18 protein-coding genes are annotated in these 22667 nt (G+C 70.6%); 5 read left to right on the top strand and 13 right to left on the bottom strand.

Going from position 1 to position 22667, the window contains the following annotated elements:
- Nucleotides 1-59 precede the first annotated feature (59 nt).
- The 3 genes from IEZ03_RS00545 to IEZ03_RS00535 all read right to left on the bottom strand — a co-directional run bounded on the left by IEZ03_RS00545 (nucleotide 60) and on the right by IEZ03_RS00535 (nucleotide 2458).
- Nucleotides 60-671 (bottom strand): maleylpyruvate isomerase family mycothiol-dependent enzyme, encoded by a 612-nt coding sequence (locus IEZ03_RS00545; RefSeq protein ID WP_229807884.1) that lies wholly within the window; start codon nucleotides 669-671, stop codon nucleotides 60-62.
- A 68-nt stretch (nucleotides 672-739) separates the two neighbouring features.
- A complete protein-coding gene (locus tag IEZ03_RS00540; protein WP_184883088.1) occupies nucleotides 740-1699 on the bottom strand; it encodes an RNA polymerase subunit sigma-70 in 960 nt (319 codons plus the stop codon).
- Between the two features lie 234 nt (nucleotides 1700-1933).
- Nucleotides 1934-2458, bottom strand: a complete 525-nt coding sequence (locus tag IEZ03_RS00535; RefSeq protein ID WP_184883090.1) for a MarR family winged helix-turn-helix transcriptional regulator — start codon at nucleotides 2456-2458, stop codon at nucleotides 1934-1936.
- A 40-nt stretch (nucleotides 2459-2498) separates the two neighbouring features.
- Between IEZ03_RS00535 and IEZ03_RS00530 the strand changes: the two genes are divergently transcribed.
- Nucleotides 2499-3476, top strand: coding sequence for a DMT family transporter (locus IEZ03_RS00530; protein ID WP_229807883.1), 978 nt, complete (start codon nucleotides 2499-2501; stop codon nucleotides 3474-3476).
- Here the strand turns inward: IEZ03_RS00530 and IEZ03_RS00525 are convergent.
- From IEZ03_RS00525 to IEZ03_RS00505, 6 genes are all read right to left on the bottom strand, one after another.
- Nucleotides 3365-4786, bottom strand: coding sequence for a tryptophanase (locus IEZ03_RS00525; protein ID WP_221480646.1), 1422 nt, complete (start codon nucleotides 4784-4786; stop codon nucleotides 3365-3367). The genes IEZ03_RS00530 and IEZ03_RS00525 overlap by 112 nt on opposite strands.
- Complete coding sequence (locus IEZ03_RS00520) at nucleotides 4783-6030, bottom strand: tryptophan dimethylallyltransferase family protein (protein WP_184883094.1); 1248 nt, start codon at nucleotides 6028-6030, stop codon at nucleotides 4783-4785. The genes IEZ03_RS00525 and IEZ03_RS00520 overlap by 4 nt, the downstream gene beginning before the upstream one ends.
- A gap of 45 nt (nucleotides 6031-6075) precedes the next feature.
- On the bottom strand, nucleotides 6076-8079 hold the full coding sequence (locus IEZ03_RS00515; RefSeq protein ID WP_229807882.1) for an ATP-binding protein: 2004 nt from the start codon (nucleotides 8077-8079) through the stop codon (nucleotides 6076-6078).
- A gap of 14 nt (nucleotides 8080-8093) precedes the next feature.
- Nucleotides 8094-8990 carry an AfsR/SARP family transcriptional regulator gene (locus tag IEZ03_RS37365; protein ID WP_229807881.1) on the bottom strand — a complete coding sequence of 299 codons (897 nt, stop codon included), beginning with the start codon at nucleotides 8988-8990 and terminating at the stop codon, nucleotides 8094-8096.
- A gap of 87 nt (nucleotides 8991-9077) precedes the next feature.
- A complete protein-coding gene (locus IEZ03_RS00510) occupies nucleotides 9078-9761 on the bottom strand; it encodes a DUF4352 domain-containing protein (protein ID WP_184883096.1) in 684 nt (227 codons plus the stop codon).
- A 15-nt stretch (nucleotides 9762-9776) separates the two neighbouring features.
- Entirely contained in the window at nucleotides 9777-10388 is a 612-nt protein-coding gene (locus tag IEZ03_RS00505; RefSeq protein WP_184883098.1) for a hypothetical protein, read from the bottom strand.
- Between the two features lie 197 nt (nucleotides 10389-10585).
- Between IEZ03_RS00505 and IEZ03_RS00500 the strand changes: the two genes are divergently transcribed.
- Both IEZ03_RS00500 and IEZ03_RS00495 read left to right on the top strand, forming a co-directional pair.
- On the top strand, nucleotides 10586-12568 hold the full coding sequence (locus IEZ03_RS00500) for an N-6 DNA methylase (RefSeq protein ID WP_229807880.1): 1983 nt from the start codon (nucleotides 10586-10588) through the stop codon (nucleotides 12566-12568).
- A 68-nt stretch (nucleotides 12569-12636) separates the two neighbouring features.
- Nucleotides 12637-14151: a serine/threonine-protein kinase gene (locus IEZ03_RS00495; RefSeq protein WP_229807879.1), complete on the top strand. Its 1515-nt coding sequence runs from the start codon at nucleotides 12637-12639 to the stop codon at nucleotides 14149-14151.
- On the opposite strand, the gene IEZ03_RS00490 is transcribed toward IEZ03_RS00495, so the two are convergent.
- The 4 genes from IEZ03_RS00490 to IEZ03_RS00475 form a co-directional block, all read right to left on the bottom strand.
- On the bottom strand, nucleotides 14129-16198 hold the full coding sequence (locus IEZ03_RS00490) for a UvrD-helicase domain-containing protein (RefSeq protein ID WP_184883102.1): 2070 nt from the start codon (nucleotides 16196-16198) through the stop codon (nucleotides 14129-14131). The genes IEZ03_RS00495 and IEZ03_RS00490 overlap by 23 nt on opposite strands.
- 127 nt (nucleotides 16199-16325) lie before the next feature.
- On the bottom strand, nucleotides 16326-18200 hold the full coding sequence (locus IEZ03_RS00485) for a DUF2075 domain-containing protein (protein WP_229807878.1): 1875 nt from the start codon (nucleotides 18198-18200) through the stop codon (nucleotides 16326-16328).
- Between the two features lie 135 nt (nucleotides 18201-18335).
- Nucleotides 18336-18695: a nucleotide pyrophosphohydrolase gene (locus IEZ03_RS00480; protein WP_184883103.1), complete on the bottom strand. Its 360-nt coding sequence runs from the start codon at nucleotides 18693-18695 to the stop codon at nucleotides 18336-18338.
- A gap of 10 nt (nucleotides 18696-18705) precedes the next feature.
- On the bottom strand, nucleotides 18706-21018 hold the full coding sequence (locus IEZ03_RS00475) for a hypothetical protein (RefSeq protein ID WP_184883105.1): 2313 nt from the start codon (nucleotides 21016-21018) through the stop codon (nucleotides 18706-18708).
- Nucleotides 21019-21136: 118 nt separating this feature from the next.
- On the opposite strand from IEZ03_RS00475, the gene IEZ03_RS37360 reads away from it, so the two are divergent.
- Both IEZ03_RS37360 and IEZ03_RS00465 read left to right on the top strand, forming a co-directional pair.
- The gene (locus IEZ03_RS37360; RefSeq protein WP_221480647.1) at nucleotides 21137-21421 is read left to right on the top strand and encodes a hypothetical protein; all 285 of its coding nucleotides are present in this window, start codon (nucleotides 21137-21139) and stop codon (nucleotides 21419-21421) included.
- Between the two features lie 560 nt (nucleotides 21422-21981).
- Nucleotides 21982-22650: an HNH endonuclease gene (locus tag IEZ03_RS00465; RefSeq protein ID WP_229807877.1), complete on the top strand. Its 669-nt coding sequence runs from the start codon at nucleotides 21982-21984 to the stop codon at nucleotides 22648-22650.
- Nucleotides 22651-22667: the final 17 nt, after the last annotated feature.

Here is a 22667-nt window from a genome sequence, read left to right as displayed (position 1 = left end):
CCCGCGACACGGCGGGAATGCCGCCGGCGTCTTCGGTGTCCGCCCGTCCTGCTGAGCCGTCACCGGCTCGCTTGCGGGACCTCGTTGAGGGCGCGCCGTCCGGTGACCACGAGGAGGATGTCCTTGGAGGTCATCTCCACGACGGTGGATCCGTCCCCGACGACCGCGCCGGAGTCGGTGGCGGCCAGTTTCCGCCCGCCGAGGTCGACCCCGAAGTACTTCAGTTGCCGGGGCCTGCTCGCCGCCAGGACCAGGGCGATGCGCTCGGGCGGTGCCGCGGGCAGGCCGAGCGGCTCGGTGAAGTCGAGACCGTGGATGACGTCGTGGCTGAGGGCGCCGGCCTGCCCGCCACCCGGCGGCTGCCAGGGGTGGTCGATGTTGCGGCGGAGAAGGCCGAGCAGTTCGGCCTCGCTCATCGCTTGCGTCGCCGCCCGGGCGTCCCGGTCGGCGTACCGGTTGAACGAGAACCGGGCCCGGACGATGCCTGCCATCACCTGGATCGCCTTGGTCCGGTACGCCATCGTCATATGGGCGACCACCTCACGGACCCGCCAGCCGTCGCACAGGGACGGCGTGTCCCACTGCTCGGGCGCGAGGTCGCCGAGGAGGTCGGCGAGCCGCTCCCGCTCCGCACGGGTTTCTGTGGTCAGGTGGGCCGAGTCTGTCTCCATCAGGCCGTCCTTCCGCGTCGTAAGGGTGTTCATCGACTTGTACGACGCGTAGTGCGGCAACTCATCGCTCACATGCTGACGTGCTCAGCACCTCGAAGGAACTCCGGGAGACCGAACTCGGCGAACCGGTCCTGGGTACCAAGGAACGTCACCATCCGGGCGATCTGGCCGTCCCGTACGTCGACCGCGACGAGCGCGAACGGGTGGAGGGCGCCGTCGTCCCCGGGCCGGTACTGCCCGAACCCGGGCGCACCGTTGACGCGGCACGGCATCAGCCGCGCGCCCGCACAGGAGTCGGCGGCCCCGACGGTCGTAGCGATCCTCCGAGCGCCTTCCAGCCGCCACAGGAACGGCGGCATGGAGGCCACCGCGTCCTCACGCAGTATCGCGGTCAACCCGGCGACGTCATGGGACTCGAAAGCGGCCACGTAGCGACGCAGCAGATGACGCTGGCCGGCGTCTTCGGGGTCGTAGACGTCGAACGGATCAGGCCGGGCGGCTTCGAGTGAGGCCCGCGCCCGCTGCAACGCGCTGTTCACCGCGGCCACGGTCGTGCCGAGGATCTCGGCGGTCTCCTGAGCGCTGAACACGAGAACGTCCCGCAGCACAAGGACGGCCCGCTGCCGGGGAGCGAGGTGCTGGAGCGCCGCGATGAACGCCAGCCGAACCGACTCCCGCCCCAGGACGACCTCACCGGGATCCTGCTCGCCCAGCACACGCGAGTCGGGCATCGGCTCCACCCAGGACTCCGGAGGCAGCGGCGCACCGAGCTCCGGCCCCGCCGACCCCACGTCCATCACCAAGGCCCGCCGCTTCGCCGCCCGCAGCATGTCGATGCAGACATTGGTGGCGATCCGATGGACCCACGTACTCAACCGCGCCCTGCCCGGGTCGTACTGCTCCCACTTGGACGACGCCCGAATCAGAGTCTCCTGAACCGCGTCATCCGTATCGGCCGCGGACCCGAGGAGCCGATAGCAGTAGCCGGTCAGCGGCCCCCGCAATGCCTCCAGCTCCTCGACGGCCAACCGACCTCCTCGCACGTCCCACCCCCCAACGAGTCATCCCAAGTCTGCCGCACCCCTCTGTAGAACTCTCGGACCCAGCCGCTAAGTGCCAGTCACCGATGACCAGGTCCGACAGTGCCGACCCGGCGTGCACGAACGCCATCGATTCGATCACTGCCGAACCCTAATGCGGCGAGCACCCCCATCAGGGCTTGGCAGGCACTCGGCCGACGACCGTCCAGGGGAGCGGTGGTCTCAGTCGCCGGTGGGTGGGGACGGGGGTTCTGCTCGCGCTAGCCAAGACGTGAGCAGTGTTTCGAGTGCTTCGGCCTCGCTGGGGGGCAGCAGGTCCAATAGGCGTCGCTCGTTGCGCATGTGGTCGGTGAATGCGCGGTCTATCAGTTCGCGGCCGGGCCTGGTGAGGGCGACGATCCGGCTGCGCTGGTCGTCGTCGGAGCGGCGGCGGGTGACGAGCCCGGCCCGTTCCAGGCGGTCGAGTCGCTTCGTCATGGCGCCGGTGGTGACCATGGTGTGGACGGCGAGTTCCCCAGGCGCCCGTTCGTAGGGCTCGCCGGCACGGCGCAGGGCGCACAGGACGTCGAACTCGCCCTCGCTGAGCCCGTAGCGGTCGTAGACCGCGCAGAGTTCCTTGGTGAGATGCCCGGCCAGACGGTGCAGGCGGCCGATCACTCCCTGTGGGGTGACGTCCACGTCGGGACGTTCGCGGCGCCAGTCGGCCTGGATGCGGGCCACGTGGTCGAGCGGTTGCCGGTCCTCCATGGAAGGCAATATATCTTCCGGGGAAGCTATATTGCCTTCCGTGGAAGCCAACTTGCGCTGGGCGGCCGTCACGGCGATGGCGCCGGTGGCCTGGGGGACGAACTACTTCGTCACCCGCGGATTCCTTCCTCCCGACCACGCGCTCTACGGAGCGGCCTTCCGGGCACTGCCCGCCGGGCTCGTCCTGCTGGCCTTGTCCAGGACGCTGCCCCGCGGCGCATGGTGGTGGAGGTCCGCCGTGCTCGGGCTGCTCAACGTGAGCGTGTTCTTCGCCCTCATCTACATCGCGTCACAGTTGCTTCCGACGAGCGTCGCCTCGACGGTCATGGCGACGTCCCCGCTGACGATGATGCTCATCGCGTGGCCGCTGGTGTCCGAGCGGCCCCGGGCCGCCCCTCTGGCCGGTGCCGCGATCGGGCTCGCCGGGGTGTGCCTCATGCTGCTCGCGGGGACGGACACCGTGAACGTGGGAGGGGTCCTGGCCTCCGCCGCCGCCATGGTGATGTCGTCCTTCGGATACATCCTGGCCAAGCGCTGGAGTTCCGACGTCGATGTGCTCGCCTCGACCACTTGGCAGCTCGTCGCCGGCGGTCTCTTCCTCCTCCCGGTCGCCGCGGCGGTGGAGGGCCGTCCGCCCGCGGTCTCCATGCCGACGCTCCTCGCCTTCGCCTACGTGGCCCTGGTCGCCACCGCGCTCGCGTTCGTCGCCTGGTTCGCCGGGCTGCGGCACCTCCCCGCGGGCACCGTGGGCCTGATCGGACTGCTCAACCCGGCGACCGGGGTGCTGCTCGGCACCGCGCTCGCCGGCGAGGCGCTGACCGTCCACCAGGTGTGCGGACTCATCCTGGTCCTGGCCGGAGTCGCACTCGGCCGGCCCGTACGGGCAAGGAAACGCGTACATTCCGTTCAGTGCCGTTCATGTGCCCTCTCATCGGAGACGCACCGGAGCATGTCGTCGACCGGTTCGAGGCGGACGCGGAAATGCCGGAGGACGGGGGCCTGCTCGGTGATGCGGTAGCCGGGGACCTTGCCCGGCTCGCCGGCGATCTGCGCGAGGACGTCGCCGACATGGTCGAGATGCCCGCGGGTGTAGACCCTGCGCGGCAGCGCGAGACGAACCAGTTCGTGCGGTGCGCTGGCGACCGGTTCGCCGTGCTCGTCTTCCCGGCCCAGATACAGCGAGCCGAGTTCGACCGAGCGGATGCCGCCTTCCAGATACAGCTGGCAGGCGAGCGCCTGGCCCGGGAAGCGGTGCGCGGGGATGTGTCCGAGCAGGCGTCCGGCGTCGAGATAGACGGCGTGCAGTCCCGGCGGCTCGACGATGCCGACGCCCGCGGCGCGGGCGCGCGCGGCCAGATGGGCGGCGGCGTGCTCGCGGGACGCGAGGTAGGCGGGGTCGAGCGCTTCGGCCAGCCCGACCGCCATCATGTCCATGTCGCGGCCCGCGAGCCCGCCGTACGTGGGAAACCCCTCGGTGGCGATCAGGAGCGGCTCGCACCGCCGGGCGAGCGCGCTGTCGCGCAGCCCCAGGAACCCCCCGATGTGGACGATGCCGTCCTTCTTGCCGCTCAGCAGGCAGCCGTCGGCCAGACGGAAAGCCTCCTGCGCGACCTGGTGGGGAGTCCTGCCGCGGTAGGCGGCCTCCCGCCGGGTGACCAGCCAGGCGTTCTCGGCGAACCGCGCCGCGTCCAGGAACAGGGGGACGCCGTGGCGGCGGCATACCGCGGCGGCCTCGGTGAGGTTGGCCATGGAGACCGGCTGGCCGCCGCATCCGTTGTTCGTGACCGTCATCAGCACCAGCGCGACGCGCGACGCCTCCGGGCCGTCGAGGACGGCCCGCAGCGACTCAAGGTCGATGTCGCCCTTGAACGGTGCGGCGCCGTCCACGTCCCGCGATTGGGGGCATGGGAGGTCGCGGGCCTCCCCGCCGGTGAGTTCCACGTTGGCGCGGGTGGTGTCGAAGTGCGTGTTGCTGAGGGTGATCTTGCCGGGCCCCACCAGGGTGGAGAACAGGACGCGTTCGGCGGCGCGGCCCTGGTGGACCGGCAGGATGTGCGGGTAGGACGTCAGCTCCCGGGCCGCGTCGCGGAAGCGGTGGAAGGACCCTGACCCGGCGTAGGACTCGTCGGCCGCCATCGCCGCCGCCAGCTGGCCGGCCGACAGGGCCCCGGTGCCCGAATCCGTGAGGAGGTCGATGGTGACCTCCTCGGCGCGCAGGTCGAACAGGTTGTAGTGCACCCGCCGCAGGGCCGCCTCGCGCTGCGGCCGGGTCGTGCGCGGCAGGGGTTCGACGGCCTTGATGCGGTACGGCTCCATCCGCCCGGTCACCCGCCGACCATCATGGGGCCGGGTTCACCGCCGCCGGATGCGGCGGGCGCGCTCCGGCGAGGGGGGCGGACCCGGTACGCCTCCGAGGACAGGTAGACCGTCACGCGAGGCGGGCTCGGGGCGGCATGGGTCAGTGTCACGTAGGCGATCAGCCCCACGCCGGCGTCCAGGGGGCGGGACGTCACGCCGGCGAGCGCCCGGTGCAAGGGACGGCTGTCGATGCCGTACCGGTGCAGTGCGGCCACCGCGCGGTCCCTGGCCTGGCGGTCGTCCTCCACGTAGTCCCGCACGGGGACGTGCAGCGAGTAGCCGCTGGGCCGGTCGGGACATGCCCGCGTGAACGAGAAGCAGGAGACGAGCGGACGTCGTCGTAGCCGGCGCTCGGCGGCGATGAGGCCGACGAACTCCGCCACCCGGCCGGGGTGGTCTCCAGGCATGGCACGGGAGGCGGCGGCGGCATCGGCGGCGGAGAAGTCCCGGTGCGCCACATAGACCTTGACCCGTGGAGCGGGCCAGTCTCCCAGGTCCAGCGCGAAGAACAGGAAGCCGCCGGGGCGGTCGGCGTATCGCCTCAGCGCTGGGAACGCCTCCCCGTACCCCAGGCGGGCGAGCGCCTCGGCCACGGTGTCGGCCGAGCGCCCCGGGCCGTGCGCCGCGGGGTTCAGATAGACCTTGGCCCGGGGACGGCCGTCCGGGAACTCCAGGGCCAGCCACAACGCGAACGGCCCGTGCGGGGTGGCGGGGAGGAAGAGGTCGGAGAGCATGTGCAGGCGGGCGCACGACAGGACGCCGCGGTCGGCCAGGCGCTCGGCCACCCCACGTCCGATGCGGCCGCTCCGGGCCATGTCGTCGGTGTAGCCGGGCTCCAGCAGCACCCGCGGGACCGGCGGCGCGCCGGGAGTGAAGGCCAGCGAGAGCTCCACCGGCGAATGGTCGTCGGACACGAGGCTCCGCGCCGGCGGCGGATCGAGCAACGACAACCGCGAGAGCGGTTCCAGTGCGGTGTCCAGCAGAGGCCGGACCAGGTCCCGGGCGGTTCCGGCCGCCTCGCACAGTGCCGCCGTCTGCCGCTTCACATGCTCGCCGAGCCGGAGTTCGGTTCCGCCTGGCGAGCACGCACTGTCGCGGGGCACGGGACCGTCCGGATCAGGGATCGGGCCGCTGCCCGGTACGGCGCAGCGCCGTCTCGTCCCGTCGGCCTGCTGGTCGGGGCCCTCCGCGGCCGACGCGTCTCTCGGTGTCACACGGTGACGATGGCCGAGCGGGCCGTCACGCCGGTCGCCCGGCGGTCACGCGCCGGTCACCTCCCGCCGGGGCTCCGGCGGGACGGCGGAGATCTCCTCCACCACGGCCAGCGCCAGGCCGACGCAGTCCTCGGCCGCATCGCCGCGGCTCCAGGCGTCCGCGTACGACTCGGCGGCGAGCGCACCGCGGACCCGCCCTTCGGTCGCGGCGTGCGCGGCCTGGAAAGGCGCGAGGCCGATCATCGCGACCCCCGTCGACGTGCGCATCCGGTGCGCGGCGCCCAGCAGCACCGCCGCGTGCCGGTGGTGCCCGACGGCGGCGGCCGTCCATGCCAGGGCCTCCACGTCCCACACCGGCCCCCACTCGTCCTCGACGGCGCGCTGCCGGACGACGGCGTCCCGCAGGAGCGGCAGGGCGCGGACGGGTTCGCCGTGCCACAGCTCGGCGAGCCCCCCGGACCACAGCGCCCAGGATTCGAGCCATTCGGCCCGCGCGGTCTCGGCGTCCGCGCGGAAGACGTCGCAGGCGTGGAAGGCGGCGTCCCGGCCGCCGAGGAAGACGGCGGACATGGCCCAGAACATGGTGGCCATGAGGGCGTCGCCCGGCCGGTCCGCGGCCCGGAACCCCTCCCGGGCCGCGGCGAGCCTGCCGAGCGACCCCGGGTCGCCCTGGATGAGGAGGGCGTGCACACCTTCGAGGTAGGGGGCCTCGGGCGAGCCGGGGCCGACCGCCGCGCGGCACGCCGCCATGGCGTCGGGCACCGCCGCCCGGTCCCCCTGCACGATCACCAGGAAGGCCCGCATCGCCGCCGCGTGCGCGCTCTCCTCGGGCGGCGGCCGGCCGGACCGTGCCGACAGCCGATCCAGCCAGTGGCGGCCCTCCCCGATGGTGCCGCTGAAGAACCACGACCGCGCCCGGGTGAGACCGACCGCGGTCTCCAGGCCGGTCCCGGCGTGCTCGGGGGTGCCGGCGCAGAACTCCAGGGCGGCGCGGAGGTCGGGCAGCTCGCGGCGCAGTCGCCGCAGCCAGGCGATCTCGTCCGGTCCGCACCACTCGGTGGCGGCGCGGACCGCGAGGTCACGGTAGTGCCGGCAGTGCCGGATCCGGATCTCGGTCTCGCCGCCCCGCTCCCGGAGACGCCGCCACCCGTACCCTCGGATGGTCTCCAGCAGCCGGTAGCGGGTCCTGCCCTCCGCGTCGCCCGCCATCACGATCGACTTGTCGACCAGGCCCGCGAGCAGGTCCATCACCTCGTCGCGGGCGATGCCCTCTCCCGCGCAGACCGCCTCGGCGGCCTCCAGGTCGAACCCGCCCGCGAAGACCGACAGGCGCGCCCACAGCAGCCGCTCGCCGGACGAGCAGAGTTCGTGGCTCCAGTCCACCACGCCACCCAGCGTCTGCCGGTAGCGGCCGCCGCCGCGGCCTTGGGGCATTGCCAGCAGCCGGAAGCGGTCGTCCAGGCGGTCGAGGATCTCTTCGACGCCGATCGAGTTGAGCCGGACGGCCGCCAGTTCGATGGCGAGCGGAATGCCGTCCAGGCGGCGGCACAGCTGGACGACCGCGTCCCGGTTGCGGCCGGTGACGGCGAAGCCCGGAGCGGAGGCGGCGGCCCGGTCGGTGAGGAGGCGCACGGCCTCCTCGCCGTGGGCGCCGCCCTGCCCGCCGCCTTCCCCGTCCGGGACGGCGAGGCCCGGGACCACCAGCACGTGCTCGCCCGGCACCCCGAGCCGCTCCCGGCTCGTCGCGAGGATCCGCAGGCCCGGGGCCGCCCGCAGCAGCCGCAGCGCCAGCGCGGCGACGGCCTGTACCAGGTGCTCGCAGTTGTCCAGGACGAGGAGCACGCGCCGGTCGCGCAGGTGATCGGCCACCGCGTCGGCCGGGGCGCGCGCCGACTGGTCGCGCAGGCCGAGCGACTCGGCGACCGTCCGGTCCAGCTGCTCGGCATCGGTCCGCGGCGCGAGGACGGCCAGGTCGGCGAGCCACGCCCCGTCGGGGAACGACGCGGCGGCCTCGGCCGCGACCCGCAGTGCCAGCCGCGTCTTGCCCACGCCGCCGACCCCGGTCAGCGTGACGAGCCGGGCGCTCCCGAGCGTCCGCCGCGCCTCCGCGAGCGGGCCTTCGCGCCCGACGAAGGTGGTCGTCTCGGCCGGCAGGTTTCCCCGCCGGTGCTCTCGCGGCCCCGCGCCCGGGCCGGCCGCCGGACCGAGCTCGGGGCCGCGGCCAGGATCCGCCGGTGGAGGTCCTGCAGCTCCGCTCCCGGGTCGATGCCCAGCTCGTCCGCGAGCAGCGCGGCGACCGTGCGGTAGCACTCCAGCGCCTCACCCTGCCGGCCGCACTGGTAGAGCGCCCGCATGCGCTGGGCCCAGAAGCGCTCGCGCAGCGGATGTGTCCCGATGAGGTTGCGCAGTTCCGGCAGCACGTGGGCGGCGCGGCCCAGCGCCAGGTCGGCGTCGATGCTCAGCTCCAGCGCGTCCAGGCGCTGCTCGGCCAGGGTCGGGAGGACGTCCTGCAGCAGGTCGGGCGGCAGGTCCGACAGGGGCGCGCCCCGCCACAGCCCCAGTGCCCGCCGCAGCAGGGCCGCCGCGCGGTCGGGCGCACCGCCCGCCTCCAGCTCGGCGCGCCCCTGCCGGACGAGCGCGCCGAACCGGTGCAGATCCAGGGCGTCCCGCTCGACTTCGACCAGGTAGCCCCGGGGATGGGTCAGCACGATCTCGGCTCCGCCCTCGCCGAGCGCGCGCCGCAACCGCAGGACGTAGTTCTGCAGGGTGTTCCGGGTCTGCGCAGGCGGCTCCTCGCCCCACAACCGGCCCACCAGCGTGTCGACGGGGACGACGTGACCGGCGTCCACGAGCAGGGCGGCCAGCAGGAGACGGAGCTTGGCCGCACCGATGGGCAGCGGCACCCCGTCCCGCCGAACCTCCAGGGGCCCGAGCACCCCGAACTCGTGCCGCGCCCGCATCACACGATGGTAAACGATCCGCCATGAACACGTCACGGAACGTGACCACGCCGCCCGCACTCGACCGAACCGGCATGGGGCGAGCCGTCATCCGCCGCCGAGGGGGACCGTCACCCCGCGGGAGAACATCGAGTCGTGCAGTTCGATCGCCTTCAGCTTCGTGCCGCGGGGGACGTCGTAGATGAGCGTTCCCTTGACCGAGTTCCCCGGGTTGATCTGCTGGAGGAAGGACTTGGTGTCCTGCCCGGACCACATCGACGCCTCGGGGTCGGCCTCGAACTCGCGGTCCTCGGTGTCGATGAGCGTCTGGTTGTGGTGGGTGAAGCTGCGGGCCTCGTCGCCGATGTTCTTCACCGTCACGTGGATGAAGACGAACTGTCCCTGGGCGGTGTCGCCGACGTATTCGTTGCCGACCTTCTTCACGCCCTTCCTCACCTTCGTGACGGTGAAGGCGAACTTGCCGTCCCGGTATTCGCGGCCGATGCCGTTCGTGATCTTCTTGGGCTGCTTCTCGTCCTTCTTCTCGCCGGCGTCGCCGCCGGCCGGCGCGGAGGCCGCGGGGGAGTCGCCGGACGTGGCAGCCGGGTCGGCGGCGCCGCCGGTGGTGGCCACGATCGCCCCGCACGACGCCATCAGGAACAGCGTGGCCGCGCCCCCGATGGCGCCGTAGAGGCAGCCCCTTCCGCGCCGCTTCCGCGGTGGCACGGCGTACGGGGGCATCGGCGGCCCGGGACGGTGGTAGGCGTGCGGGCCGTGCTGGTCGGGGTTCATCTCGTTCTCCAGGGTTCAGGCGGCGATGCCGCCGGTGCGGTGCCACGCGTGCAGGAACGCCTCGACGAGGCCCTCGGCGCGGGCGGTGGAGTCGAAGGTCTCGGTGGCGCGGCGCCGGGCGATGGACGCCAGGGAGTCCGCGGTCTCGTTGAGCACCCGGTGGGGCCCGGTCGGGTCCTGCGGGCCGAACGTCCAGCCCCGCATGCCCCAGCGGCCGTCGCTGACGACGTAGCCGATCCCGCAGGTGCCCCGCTTCCAGCTCGCGTCGGTCGCGGCGACCAGCGGTCCCGGGAGCCCGGTCCAGCCTGGCACCCGCCCCTGCGCCGGGGCCCGGCCGTCGCGCCGTGCCGGACGCGGCGGCATCTGCGGGCACGTCGCGGGGTGCCGCCCGGTGCCGATGTAGTGCCCGGCCTCGCCGAGGAGCATTTCCGCGATCGCGTCGTCGCCATGCCGGACGGCGGCGAAGCACAGCCGCAGGAGCCGCCGCGCGACCCCGCAGCAGCCGCACCACGCGGCGCGGGTCGCGCAGGCCCGCAGGCGCTGGGTCCGCTCGGCGAGGCCGGGGGGCATCCGCCGCTGCGCGTCGTCGAACTCGCGCAGGGACATCGTCGGCACGTGCATCGTCATCAACTCCGCTGCTCTCAGGGGGATGCAGATCGCTGTACACAGGCAACCATAGGGTGAACTGTGAATGCAATCAACCTGTAAACAGTTGTGCGCTCCTGTGTGTGTCGGCGAGAGTCCGGCTGTGCTGGTGAACCAGATCAACCGCTGGAAGGCGCTAGGGTGAGATCACGGATGCGTGTCCGCTGATGGGAGTGCCGGTGTCGAACGATGCGACGGTGACCGCGGCCGATATCGCACGGCTGGCCGCGGTCGGCCGCGCCGCGGTGAGCAACTGGCGCCGCCGCCACGACGACTTCCCCCAGCCCGTCGGCGGGACGGCGGTCAGCCCGACGTTCTCCCTCGCCGAAGTCGAGGCATGGCTCCGCGGCCAGGGCAAACTCGCCGACTCGCCGGTCCGCGAACGCGTCTGGCAGACCCTCCGCGGCGCCGCCTACGGGGACGTCGAACTCGCCGACGTCCTCACCTTCGCGGGCGCCTTCCTCCTCTACCTGCGCGCCGACCCCGGCCACTGGCGCGACCTGTCGTCCGCCCCTGACGAGAAGATCGCCGAAGCCCTCCCCGGCGCCGTCCGCGCCCACACCGACCTGTTGCCGGACGCCCTGCCCGCCGACCCCGTCCCGCTCGTCCGGGCACTCTCCCAGCTCGTGGACGAACTGGGAGTCGCGGAGACCTTCGAGTTCCTCCGCACCCGTTACCTGGAGCACCACAGCCGCCGCGTCTACCTCACGCCCGAACCCGTCGTCCGGCTGATGCTCGACCTCGGCGGCCCCGCGCGCACCCTCCTCGACCCCGCCTGCGGCACCGGCGCGTACCTCGGCATGGCGAACGACCGGTTCAAGGACGTCGAGGAGCTCCTCGGGCAGGAGATCGACGACACGACCGCGCGGATGTCGGCCGTCCAGCTCGCACTGCGCGGCGCTCCCGCCGAGATCCACTCCGGCGACTCGCTCCTCGCCGACGCCTTCACCGGCCGGACGGTCGACCTAGTCGTCACCAACCCGCCGTTCAACGACCGGGGGTGGGGCTACGAGCAGCTGACCGGCGACCCACGCTGGGAGTACGGGCTCCCACCCCGCATGGAGTCGGAGCTCGCGTGGCTGCAACACGGCCTCGCCCACGTCCGTCCCGGCGGTGCCGTCGTCATGCTCATGCCTCCTGCCGTCGCGAACCGCCGTTCCGGACGCCGCGTCCGCGCCGAGCTGCTCCGCAGGGGCGCGCTGAGGGCGGTCATCGGCCTGCCGGCCGGCGCGGTGCCGAACATGGCCGTCGCGCTCACGGTGTGGGTTCTGCGTCGTCCGTCCCCTGGCGACCAGCCCCCGGACGACGTCCTCATGGTCGACACGTCGGCCGACCCCGCCGACTTCGAGAAGGTCGCCCTCAACGCCTGGAGGAAGTACCTCAAGGGCAAGGATGACGGCACCGACTCCAGCGTCGTCGTGCGCATCATCGATCTGCTGGACGACGAGGTAGACCTCACCCCTGCGCGATACCTTCCGCAACGAAGCGCCCCCACGTCGGAGGGATCGTTCACCGTCGCCCGTGAACTGCTGTCAGCGAAGGCCGAAGAACTCCAGCGGACGGCCGCCGAACTGTCGTTCCTGACCCAGTCCGAGGCACGCGATGACGTCCCGATGACGACGATCGGCGAACTCGCGAAGGCGGGAGTGCTGGAGGTCTGGCGCGCCTCAGGCAAGGTGAACATCGGCGAAGGGAACGACCCGGTCCTGACCCTGGAAGACCTGGTCGAACACCGGAAGCCCACGTTGACCGCCGCCGCGACCCAGGACGACCTCCGCCTGGCCACCGGCGACATCGTCGTGTCCCTGGCCGCACGCCATCCCGCCGTACGCGTCATGACCGAAGGCGGCGCCATCACCGGCCCCGGCCTGGCCATCGTCAGGGTCGACCCGTCCCGCAGCGATCCCGACTTCGTCGCCGGCTGGCTCCTCCTCGGCGCGCACGGCGCCCGGCTGCGCAGTTCCACCTCGTCCGCCCGCTACGACGTCCGCCGCGCCCGCCTGCCCCGCCTCACCTTGGACGAGCAAGCCGAACTGGGTCGCGCCTTCAGCAAACTGTGCGCGCTGCAGACCGCGCTGCGCGAAACCTACGACGCGGGCATCGACGCCGTCCGCCTCGGCCTGGAGGAACTCGGCGCCGGAACCCTCCGCCCGTCGCGCTGAGACGAGCGACCACGCCGCTGTTGCCCGGACCCGAGTACGCTGCGGGCACAGGCGGAAGGGGTGGGTTCTTGCAGCGGGGCGATGTCCTCGGAGAACGCGAACGGTACGTGCTCGACCAGCCGATCGGGCGCGGCGGGATGGGCGAGGTGTGGCGCGCCTACGACCGCTTCCTCGACCGCCGCCTGGCGGTCAAGTTCACCCGCGTGTCGGACGAGGCGCTCGTCGCCCGCTTTGAGCACGAGGCCCGCAGCACCGCCTGGTTCGAGCATCCCGGCGTCCCGACCGTCTACGACTACGGCAGCCACGAAGGAAGCTTCTACCTCGTGATGCAGTACGTCGACGGCATCACTGTCGCCAACGCCCTCGACGAGGTGGACACGCTCTCCATCTCCTGGGCCTCACTGATAGCCGCTCAGGTGTGCGCCGTCCTGACTGTCGCCCACCGCCGTCCACTCGTCCATCGTGACCTCAAGCCCAGCAACCTGATGCTGTGCCCGGACGGCTCGGTCAAAGTCCTCGACTTCGGCGCCGCGGTGGGGCTCGGCCCCGGCGACGTCCGCCGGACCACCACCGGCCTTGGCGCGCCCTACACGCCGGGCTATACCGCCATGGAGCAGGTATACGGCAGCCCGAGCCCGCACAGCGACCTGTACTCACTCGGCTGCGTACTCTACGAGATGCTCACCGGCCGCCAAGTCTTCCTAGGCAACACCCCCTACGAGGTGCTGCGCCGCCACGAGGAAGAACCACCGATCCCAGCGAGCCATCTACGTCCCGATGTACCGACTGGACTGGACGCCCTCGTCCTGCAACTCCTCGCCAAGCAACCGGTCGACCGCCCAGCGAATGCCGACGAGGTCTACCGTCGCCTCCTGGAGTTCGTCACCTCCCTCCACCCTCTGCCGGGCATCGTCGACACGGTCGCCCCGCAACATTTGTACGCCAACGCCATCAGCCGAATTCAGATAACCGGGACGGCCTCGCGCACGGAGACCCCTGCCGAGCCAGTCGAACTGCCCACTTTCGACGAAGTCGTCCAAGTGCGCGCGGAAGCAGGTGATCTCGCTGAAGAGGGCCGCTACACCCAGGCAGCGGAACTGCTCTCCGACCTGATCGAACCGGCCCGTCTAGCCATCGGGGATGAAGACCCCGAGTACATGGGGCTTCGTCTGGACCTTGCCGATGTGCTCTTCCATGGCGGCGACTACCGCCGCGCTGTCCACGCCTACCGCGCGGCCGCCGTGACCTTGGCCGAGTGGTACGGGCCTGACGATCCCAACGTCCTGGCTTGCCGTGAACAGGAAGCGGTCTGCCAAGCCCGTCTCGGCGCGACCCGCGCCGCGCTCCGGCATCTCCAGGAGCTCCTGGATGACGTCTCCGGCGGCAGTCCCTACGACGCCCTGACGTTGCGCGTCCGCGAACGGGTAGCACGCCTGAAACTCGCCGCAGGCGAAACGGACCGGGCCCTCAAGGAACTGACCGGTCTCCTGGCCGACCTGACAGACCTTTACGGCGACGACCATCCGCAGATACCCGGCCTGCGGCTTCTCCTGGACGACCTCAACCAGGCAGGAACGGGCTAGGCGCATCCGCATACGAAACGTACAGATGGTCCCGCGCCCGCGTTGAGGCCACGAAGAGCAGGCACCGTTCCTTCTGGATGTCCTGCGCGTGTGCCTTTGAATCCTCATGCTTCGGCGTGATGGCCTTTGCCGCAGGCATCGACTTCTCGTCGGCGCCGATGACCGCGACACAGCGGAACTCCAGGCCCTTCATCCTGTGCATGGTCCCGACCTGCACACCCTGCGACTTGCTGGGCACCTGGTACGCCGGGATGCCTTCTTCCTTCAGCCGCTTCGCCGCCCTACGCGCCACCCACACGTACCGGGCCGCGACCCCGATCGCACTTGGCTCCACATCGGCGTCCAGCCAGGTTCGGACCTGCTCGACCAGCCCGTCCAATTCCGCGGCCTGGTCCGGATATCCCTTCACGACGGGACGCCGCCCGTGGATGGGGGAGCGGTAGCCCTCCAGCGTGTCCGCCGAATCATCGAGCCCCTGCGCCGGCGACAGCCCCAGCAGCGGCACCGACCAGGCCAGGATCTCCTGCGTGGTCCGGTAGTTGAGTTTCAGTTTCGTGCTGCGCCCGCGCACGTTGATGCCCAGACTCGCCAGCGAGACATGGCGGTCGTAGATCCGCTGATGGGGGTCTCCGACGATGAACAGGTCATCGGGCCCCTCCGCCACCAGCCGCCGCAGCAGCCGCCACTGCGCGGTGTGGATGTCCTGCGCCTCATCGATGATCACGTGGTCGTACTCGGGCCCGGCCACCAGCTCCGCCGCCTCATTGGCCAGCTGGGTGAACGTCGACTTCCCTTCGGCCGCCAGCCCGTCCGTCACATGCCGGATGGAACGCCACACGACCGACCGCTGCGCCTTGCCCAGCGGGACCCCGCGGCCGGTCCTCGTGCACGCGAGATAGTCCTCCTCGCTCTCCAGCCCCTGGGCCAGGACGATCTGCTCCCACTCCCGGCTCAGGAAGGACGGCGAGAACGGCGTCCCTTCGGCGGCCTCCTCCCAGAGCGGATCGAGGACATCGTCCCCGGCCACTGCGGGCCTGTGGTGCCTTCCCACGATCTCGTAGGAAAGCGAATCCACGTTCTTGACGTGGACCCGCTGCCGCACGTCCGGGTCGTCCACGAGCAAGGCGAGCTGGTCTTCCAGCGCCTCCGCCAGATTCCGCGTGAACGTGGTCAGAAGAACCCGGCCGCCCTTGGAAGCGAGGAACTTCGCACGATGAAGCGCTGTGACGGTCTTCCCCGTACCGGCTCCACCCGTCACCTGCGCCGGCCCGTTGTAGGAGGGCCGCAACGCCACCCGCCGCTGTATTGGATGCAGGAAGATCCGCCAGGTGTCGAACGGATGCGCGAGGATGTCCTGCAGCTCCTCCGGCCCGTTGACGAAGACGACCTGCCCGGGCGACCGGCGCATGGCCGCCACCAGGTCATCGGGGTCGACGTCGGACGGCTTCTCGTCCACCACCAGCGTCTTGGCGACCTCTTCCCACGCCTGCTGCGGATTCATGCCCTCGGCCAGCGCCAGCAAGGCGATGTACTGCGCCTCCGGCAGCAGCTTCTCCAGGGCCAGGAGATGCGCGTCCTCGGTCAGCAGCCGGACGAGCGGAATCAGCTCCTCGTCGATCCCCAGCCGGAGCAGGTCCTTGTCGAAGACATGCTCCAGCAGCCGCGACCGAGTCCCTTCGGCGACCTTCTCCAGCGCCGGCGAGATCTCCTCCAGCGCGACCTGGTCCCGCACCTCCAGCACACCGATCGCCTGGTTGACCGAGAACTTCCGGCTTCTGGCCCACGCGATCGCGTCATCGTGCGGCATCACCTTGAGCAGGCAGTACACGTCGCCCTTGTCCGGCGCCAGCACGACCCCGCGCCAGAACTGGTCGATCCGGATCGTCCGGATCCGCGGGTCCTTGGCGTTGTTGAGCTTCTCCAGATGCAGCCCCGCATGCGTGTGCTCGGCGAACTTGGCGATCGCCGCGTCCACGCCCCTGCGCACCTTCGGCTCCAACTTGGCGTACTGCGGCATGAACGAGTCCGCAATAGCCAGGTCCGCCACCCCGCACCACCCTTTCTCCCCGCACTGACCCGCCGTCAGGCCCGGACATCCTAGGAGCACCCGCCGACCCCGGGATCATTGAACCCCGAACAACCTGCCGACCGCCTCCGGACAACCACGGGAACGCTCAGCGAATCAGGCGGGACAGGAAGTCCTGTGTCTCCTCGTCGACGGAGTAGATGAGCGTGCCGACCATGCCGCGCGTGAGCAGCACCTTGTAGGTGTTGCGGATCAGCTCCGCGGCCTGCGCGTCCGTCACCGTCTTCGGGCGGAGGGCGGGGTCCCGGCTGGCCTCACGCCGAATCACCGGCCTCCCGCCGCGGAAGACGAGGTCGGGGCCGAGGATGACGCCGTTCCAGTCGTACTCGAACCCCTGTGCGGTGTAGACGCAGCCCACCTGACCGAAGCCGCCGGGGTTCGTGGCCCACAGCTCGCTCGGCGGTGCGTCGCCCACCGCCCGGTCGCCCTTGACGTTCCACGGCCGCGCCCAGTCGCCGACGACGACGTCGGGGACGAGGGACCGTGCCTGTCCTCCGGCGTCCTCGCGCGGGTTGCTCCACGGCCAGCAGAATCCGGCGGTCATCCGGGCGGTGCGCCCGCGCTCGTGCTGGTCGCGCAGCAGATCCTCCATCTCCTGCGGGGACTCGGCGAGCGACACCTCGAAGTCGTCGTCGCCCGTCCACGGCTCGGGGGTCCGCCCGTCGAGTCCGAGCAGCCGCACCACCCACTCCTCGTACTTGCGGCTCCCGCCGCAGCGGAACTGCTCATCCAGCGAGACGTGCTGAACGTTCAGTCCCTTGCCCTCGGCGTGGGCGCGGATCTCCTCGAGCGTCCCCATCTCCCCAGGCCGGACGTTCTGGCGGCCGTCGAGCAGGAATACCGGGACCCTCGCGGCGTCGATCAGTTCGTCGACCTGCGGGCGGCCGGTCCGCAGCCGGGCCGGCGTGTATCGGTTCGCCGACTCCTCCCGGATGCGGTGCGCCTCGTCGCAGATCAGGACCTCGAGGCCGTTCCGGTCGGCTTCCATGAAGTTGTTGAAGTACTTGAACATCGCCTTCGTCTTCGGAGAGCCCTTGGCGACGTGCCGGCGCATCGTCTGCGTGAACGACTTCGAACCGGTGGCGTGCAGTACCGAGAGCCCGCGGCCGGACACCGCGCCCAGCAGCGACAGCGCGATCACGCTCTTGCCGCTCCCCGGACCGCCGGTGATCACCACGACGGTCTTCAGGTCCTCCTTGCGGGCCTTGTCGACGGCGTGCAGGACCAGCTCGTACGCCAGGCGCTGCTCGTCCAGCAGCTCGAACTGGTCGCGATCGCGGATCTCTTTGGCGGCGTGCGCCAGCAACTGCTTGGACGGCCGCACCTCGCTGCTCAGGAAGCGGTCGGCGGCCGAGTGTCCGGGGGCGGGCGCGAAACGGTCGCGCAGGTAGTCGATGAACGCACCGCGCGTCGACTGCGTGAACAACCGGGTCCGGTCGTCCTCGACGACGTCATAGAGATCGGCGACATCGCCCCTCGCCGCGTTGTGCAGGTATGCGACGGCGTGCAGCGCGTCCGGGTTCTTCGCCAGCTCGACGAGGAAGCCGAATATGTACTCGGCGTACCCCTTGGCCTGAAGCGCCGGATGGAGTTTCGGCTTCCCGGTCATGTTGTGGACCAGCACGCGGCTCGGGTCCTCGTCCCACACCTCGGCGCGGCTCCACTGCTTGAGCTCGACGACCACGTACGCGTCGCCGCCGGTGCGGCGGTCGACGCCGGCGAGGACCACGTCCGCTCGCTTGCTGGTCAGAGGCAGCTTGTACTCGATGAGCATCTCGACATGGCCGAGGCCCGCGGCGACGAGGTCCTGGGCGACCATGGGGAGGCTCCGTTCCCACGACCGCACCTCGGAACTCGAGACGGTGATTCCGTCCCTCATCTTCAATTGCTCGGCGAGCTTCTGCGCGAACTTCTGCTCGACGGGTGACAGCAGCGACTCGGCGGTGAGACGGAGAACCGTCACAGAACTTCCCCCAGGCAGCACGAATGGCTCGTGCGGTATGGGGGCGTGTCCTTCGTCCGCGTCGAGGACGCGTCCGTGGAAGCCCGTCGGGCCGCAACTTTCTACAGCAAAGGCTATATGTCGTGACCGACGTTTTCAGTCGGTCATGGGAGGTGCTTTACGCGCCGAACCGCGGTACGCGGCGGCGCTGTAGCGCCGCTCGCTTTCGTTGAGCTTGTCGTGCGCCGCCCGCATCAGGTCGACGCCGAGGACGTCGGCGAGCCGCGTGAGATAGATGGCGACATCGCCGAGTTCGGCTTTGAGTCGGGCGCCGGCCTCGGCGTCCGCCATCACCGCCGCCGATTCCTCGGGGGTGAGCCACTGCAGTTCCGCGACGAGTTCGCCGACCTCGCCGGCCAGGGCCATCGCGAGGTTCTTGGGGGTGTGGAACTGGTCCCAGTCGCGTTCCGCCGCGAACTCCCGCAACCGCTGGGCGAGCCTCCCGTTGTCGTGCATGCCCGCCAGGCTAGACCTCCTCGTCCGAGGTGGCCGCGGGCCACTCCAGCGTGGGCGCGGACAGCAGCAGTTCGGCGACGACCAGGTCGATGCCCGCGAGTTCGGGCGCCAGCATGGCGAGCGGCAGCCACCACTTGCGCGTCGACCGTTCGGCGCCGGCGGCCTCCTCGTCCCCGCGTGCCGCCAGCCGTGCCGTGAGGGCCATCGCCGCCGACGCCGCCGGCAGCAACTGCCAGCCCGCCGCGGCCTTCCCGGGGGCACGGCGGTCGATCTGCTCGGTGAGCCGGGGGTGGCTCGACTTCGCGATGACCTGGCGGACGTGCGTCACCAGGTCGGCTGCCTGCCGAGCGAGCGACGCGGCCGTCGCCGACCGTCGCGTGTCGAACAGCCGCCGTGCCGCCGCGAGCCGGGCGTCCGGATCCAGCAGGGTCCGCGGGACGACGTTGGCCGCGCTCCAGACGCTTTCGAGCTGCTGGGGGTTCATGTGCGCGAGCCGCGCCGCCTCGGGCCCGAACCGGCCGACTCCGGCATGCGGGTCACGTCCGTCGCGGAGGACGGTGTCCAGTACGTCGCCGCAGACGTCCCGTGCCGCGTCCACCCAGTGTGCGTCGCCGAACGCGGCGAGCAGCGCGGCCGCCGCCGGCGCCGTCGACCAGAGCTCCCGGACGACGCGCGGATCCGGGCCGGGACCGCCCACATCGAAGGCGACGGCGGCCAGCCCCGTCCTGACCAGCAGTGGGACGACACGTTCCGCGGCCGGCATCGCAGTCGGCAGCGCGCTGAGCGCGGCGTTGGGCGCGGCCGCGAGAAGTCTCTCGCAGGGACCGGCGATGTAGGGGGCCGCACCCGCGTCCTGGAGGTCGTCGTCGAGATCCACGATCGTCCAGAGGCGCTCCATGCGCTCGATCCGGGCGGGCGGCGCGGCGTCGCCGACGAGGAACTCCCCGAGCGCGGTCTCTTCCTCGTCGCCCGCCTCGTACACGCCGGGCCGGTCGCATGTGAGCGCCTGCCCGGACGGCCACCGCGGCCAGTCGGTGAACGCCCACGGGTCCTCGACCTGCAGCAGCACGCTCACCGGGCCCGCGTCCCGCAGGTCCGCGGGCAGCACGATCCGGTTCTCCGTCACCGGCAGCAGGACGGGCCGCCGCCACGGCGCGGTCACCAGGTACACGCCTGCGGTCAGACCCTCGATCTCGACCGCGTCCTGCAGCAGCAGATGCCCGCCTGCGTCGGACACTCCGGTGGCCAGCCGCCTGGGCCGCACGTACACCAGCGGTGTCTCACCCAGCAGCAGCTCTGCGCGCTTGAACTCGCCGACCGTGTCACGAAGCTTGATCAACGGGTATCTGGCCATGCCGCCGCGCTGCGAGCCGCTCGGCTCGAGCGTCTGGGCCGTCCCCGAGCTGGTGAGCACGTTCAGGGCGGGCAGCTTCGACGCGCCCGGGAGCCGCACCAGCAGTTCGCCGGGCTCGTCGAACGATTCGCTCGTGAGCCGCAGCGGACCCGCGCTCCACACCGCCCCGACGTCCGGATGCTGGTGCAGTACCTCCAGATGCGGAGGCGTGATGACGAGCGGTTCACTGCCGGACGGCGCCTGGAAGCTCACCACGCGCGCCCGCTCCCGCGCGTCGAAGTGAAGTTCCCGCGGGACGACACGGGCTCCGGGCCCCGCCCTGACGTCGGCTTCGGCGGCCGAGAGCCCTCCGGCGGCGAACAGCCGCACCTCCGGGTGGAAGGAGACGCGGAGCCCTTCCGCCACCACCACCGACCTGCGTGCGCCTCGGCCCAGCGGTCCCCGGACCACCACGTCGTAGGCGCCCGCCAATGGCCGGGGGAGCCCGTCCCAAAGGTCGTCGACGCTGACGGGACCATCGGACGTGACGTTCCGGGACCCGACCATGCCCCCCTCGCCGCTCGAACGCACCTCGATGCGCCAGGTGGTCTCCGTCCCGATCCCGGGAAGCCATACCTTCGGCGGGACGGCATGGACCGGCGAGCCGTAGGGCGTCGTCACCCCGTGCACCGGCTGTTCGGTGATGACGCGGGGCCGGACGAACCCGCGAACCGTCCTGATCCGGTCCAGCCCGATCGAACGGACCTGGTCGAGCTCCAGAAGACGGAGCCGCCACCCCGGCCACCCGAGCGGCATCGCCGCCTCCGCCCGCTCGTCGACGGGGCCGTCGACCGAGAGTTCGCGCTCCTCGGGATGCAGCACCCACACCGGTTCCGGCGGCAGCGGCACGTTCGCCGGTATCTGCCGGCCGTCCTCGGTGAACACCAGCAGCGGGTCCCGCGGGTCGACGACCTGCGGTGGCCAGCGCAACCCCGGCGACGTCGGGCCGGTCGGGTTGCCGACGCGGTTCTTTGACCGGGCGGTGCGGCCTGTCCAGGACGGAATCCTCTCACCCGGTTCGGCGGCGAGCAGACCGGAGCGGACGTCGGTGGAGCGCCCCCGGCTGCTTTACGCAGGCCAGTTCCGTTCCAAGGACCGCACCGCGGGTGCGCTGGCCGAACTGTTCGGCACCCTGGTCTCGGCCGAGACGGTCGCGGCGATGACCGCCCGTGCCGCCCCGGGAACGCGCACGTTTCTACGGGAACTGCAGGCGGTCTTGGACCACCACGCCCGGTCCGGCGGTGAAGACTCCTGGTGTTGGGCCGAGCAGGCCGCCGACGCACTGCGCACCATGAAAGGCTCGATGAGGCGCTCGCCCACGACGGCACGCTGACCAGCCTCGGCCTGCTCGACGCCCTCACCCGACTCACCAACGGGAACCCCTGGCTGCCGGCCCGGACCTGAAACTGCTTACCTGATCCCAAGCACCTGCCCAGTTAGCCCTGACCTTCTTCATTTGGTGTGCGAGTCGAGACGAGCCGGGTATATGTGCTTCGGCGCGTCGCGCAGTCTCTTGCCCCTGCTGTGCTGTCCCGGTCCAGCGCCTATTCGGCCAAGCAGAGGCGAGACGTCTCATATGTGAACTTCTTACCTCTTGACCTGTTCGCCGGTGAGGTACCATCATGGACCCATGAAGGCTTATGTCGGCGTCACGGACGGAGAATGGTCCAATTTTCTCGCGCAGCGGCCAACAATTAGTGAGGTTAATTTTGGCGTCCTTCAAGTGAGCACGGTTTTAATGTCCTGACACCGGGTGAGCCGTTCTTTTTCAAATCGCACTATCCGGAGAACCGCATTGTAGGCGGAGGGTTCTACAGTGGATTCGCGCGTCTCCGTCTATCCGAAGCGTGGGCCCTCTACGGCGAAGGCAACGGTGCAGCCAGCCTTGATGGGATGAGACGGCGGATCGGATTTTACCGTAAAGCATCAATCGCCCCAAGTGAAGATCCCATTATTGGATGTATCCTGTTGCGTGATGTTCGGTTCTTCTCGTACGGGGAGCGCCCGGAGCCACCTCGTGACTTCAAGCCCAACCTTGTTCAAGGTAAGAGCTTCGATCTAGGGACGCACGGGGAGGCTGAGTACTTTCAGTATCTCCTTTCAAGGCTCATTGGTCATGAGGTTGACGTCGACCTGTCCGTTTCATGGCACCGTCCAGGCCCAGTCTATGGAGATAAGCGCTTGGCTCCTCAAAGGCTGGGGCAAACCGCCTTCAAAGCGGTCGTGCTGAATGCTTATGAAGGCCGTTGCGCCGTTACTGGAAGTAAAATTCGCCCCGTGTTGCAGGCAGCCCATGTTCTGCCGCTACCCAAGGGTGGGGAGCACCGACTCGACAACGGCGTTCTGTTGCGATCTGATGTGCACACATTGTTCGACCGTGGGTACCTCGGCATCGACCCCAAGTACCGGCTAATGGTGAGCCCTCGACTTCGCGATGAGTTCGGTAATGGCAATGAGTACTTTCAGTGCAAAGGTAACGGCATTTCCACCCCACGACGTCGCCGTGATCGCCCTAATGCGGAATTTTTGGAGTGGCACGCGGATACTGTCTTCCGTAGGTAGCGGATGACCTTACGTTT

This window comes from Actinomadura livida (genome assembly GCF_014648675.1).
Classification (GTDB): domain Bacteria; phylum Actinomycetota; class Actinomycetes; order Streptosporangiales; family Streptosporangiaceae; genus Spirillospora; species Spirillospora livida.
This window is presented reverse-complemented; position numbering and strand designations above follow the sequence as displayed.

Coding starts and splice junctions, on each gene's coding strand:
- IEZ03_RS00505 (WP_184883098.1), bottom strand. CDS start 10,388: ATGACGATGCACGTGCCGACGATGTCCCTGCGCGAGTTCGACGACGCG.
- IEZ03_RS37365 (WP_229807881.1), bottom strand. CDS start 8,990: ATGCGGGCGCGGCACGAGTTCGGGGTGCTCGGGCCCCTGGAGGTTCGG.
- IEZ03_RS00480 (WP_184883103.1), bottom strand. CDS start 18,695: ATGCACGACAACGGGAGGCTCGCCCAGCGGTTGCGGGAGTTCGCGGCG.
- IEZ03_RS00510 (WP_184883096.1), bottom strand. CDS start 9,761: ATGAACCCCGACCAGCACGGCCCGCACGCCTACCACCGTCCCGGGCCG.
- IEZ03_RS00465 (WP_229807877.1), top strand. CDS start 21,982: ATGAGACGGCGGATCGGATTTTACCGTAAAGCATCAATCGCCCCAAGT.
- IEZ03_RS00535 (WP_184883090.1), bottom strand. CDS start 2,458: ATGGAGGACCGGCAACCGCTCGACCACGTGGCCCGCATCCAGGCCGAC.
- IEZ03_RS00545 (WP_229807884.1), bottom strand. CDS start 671: ATGGAGACAGACTCGGCCCACCTGACCACAGAAACCCGTGCGGAGCGG.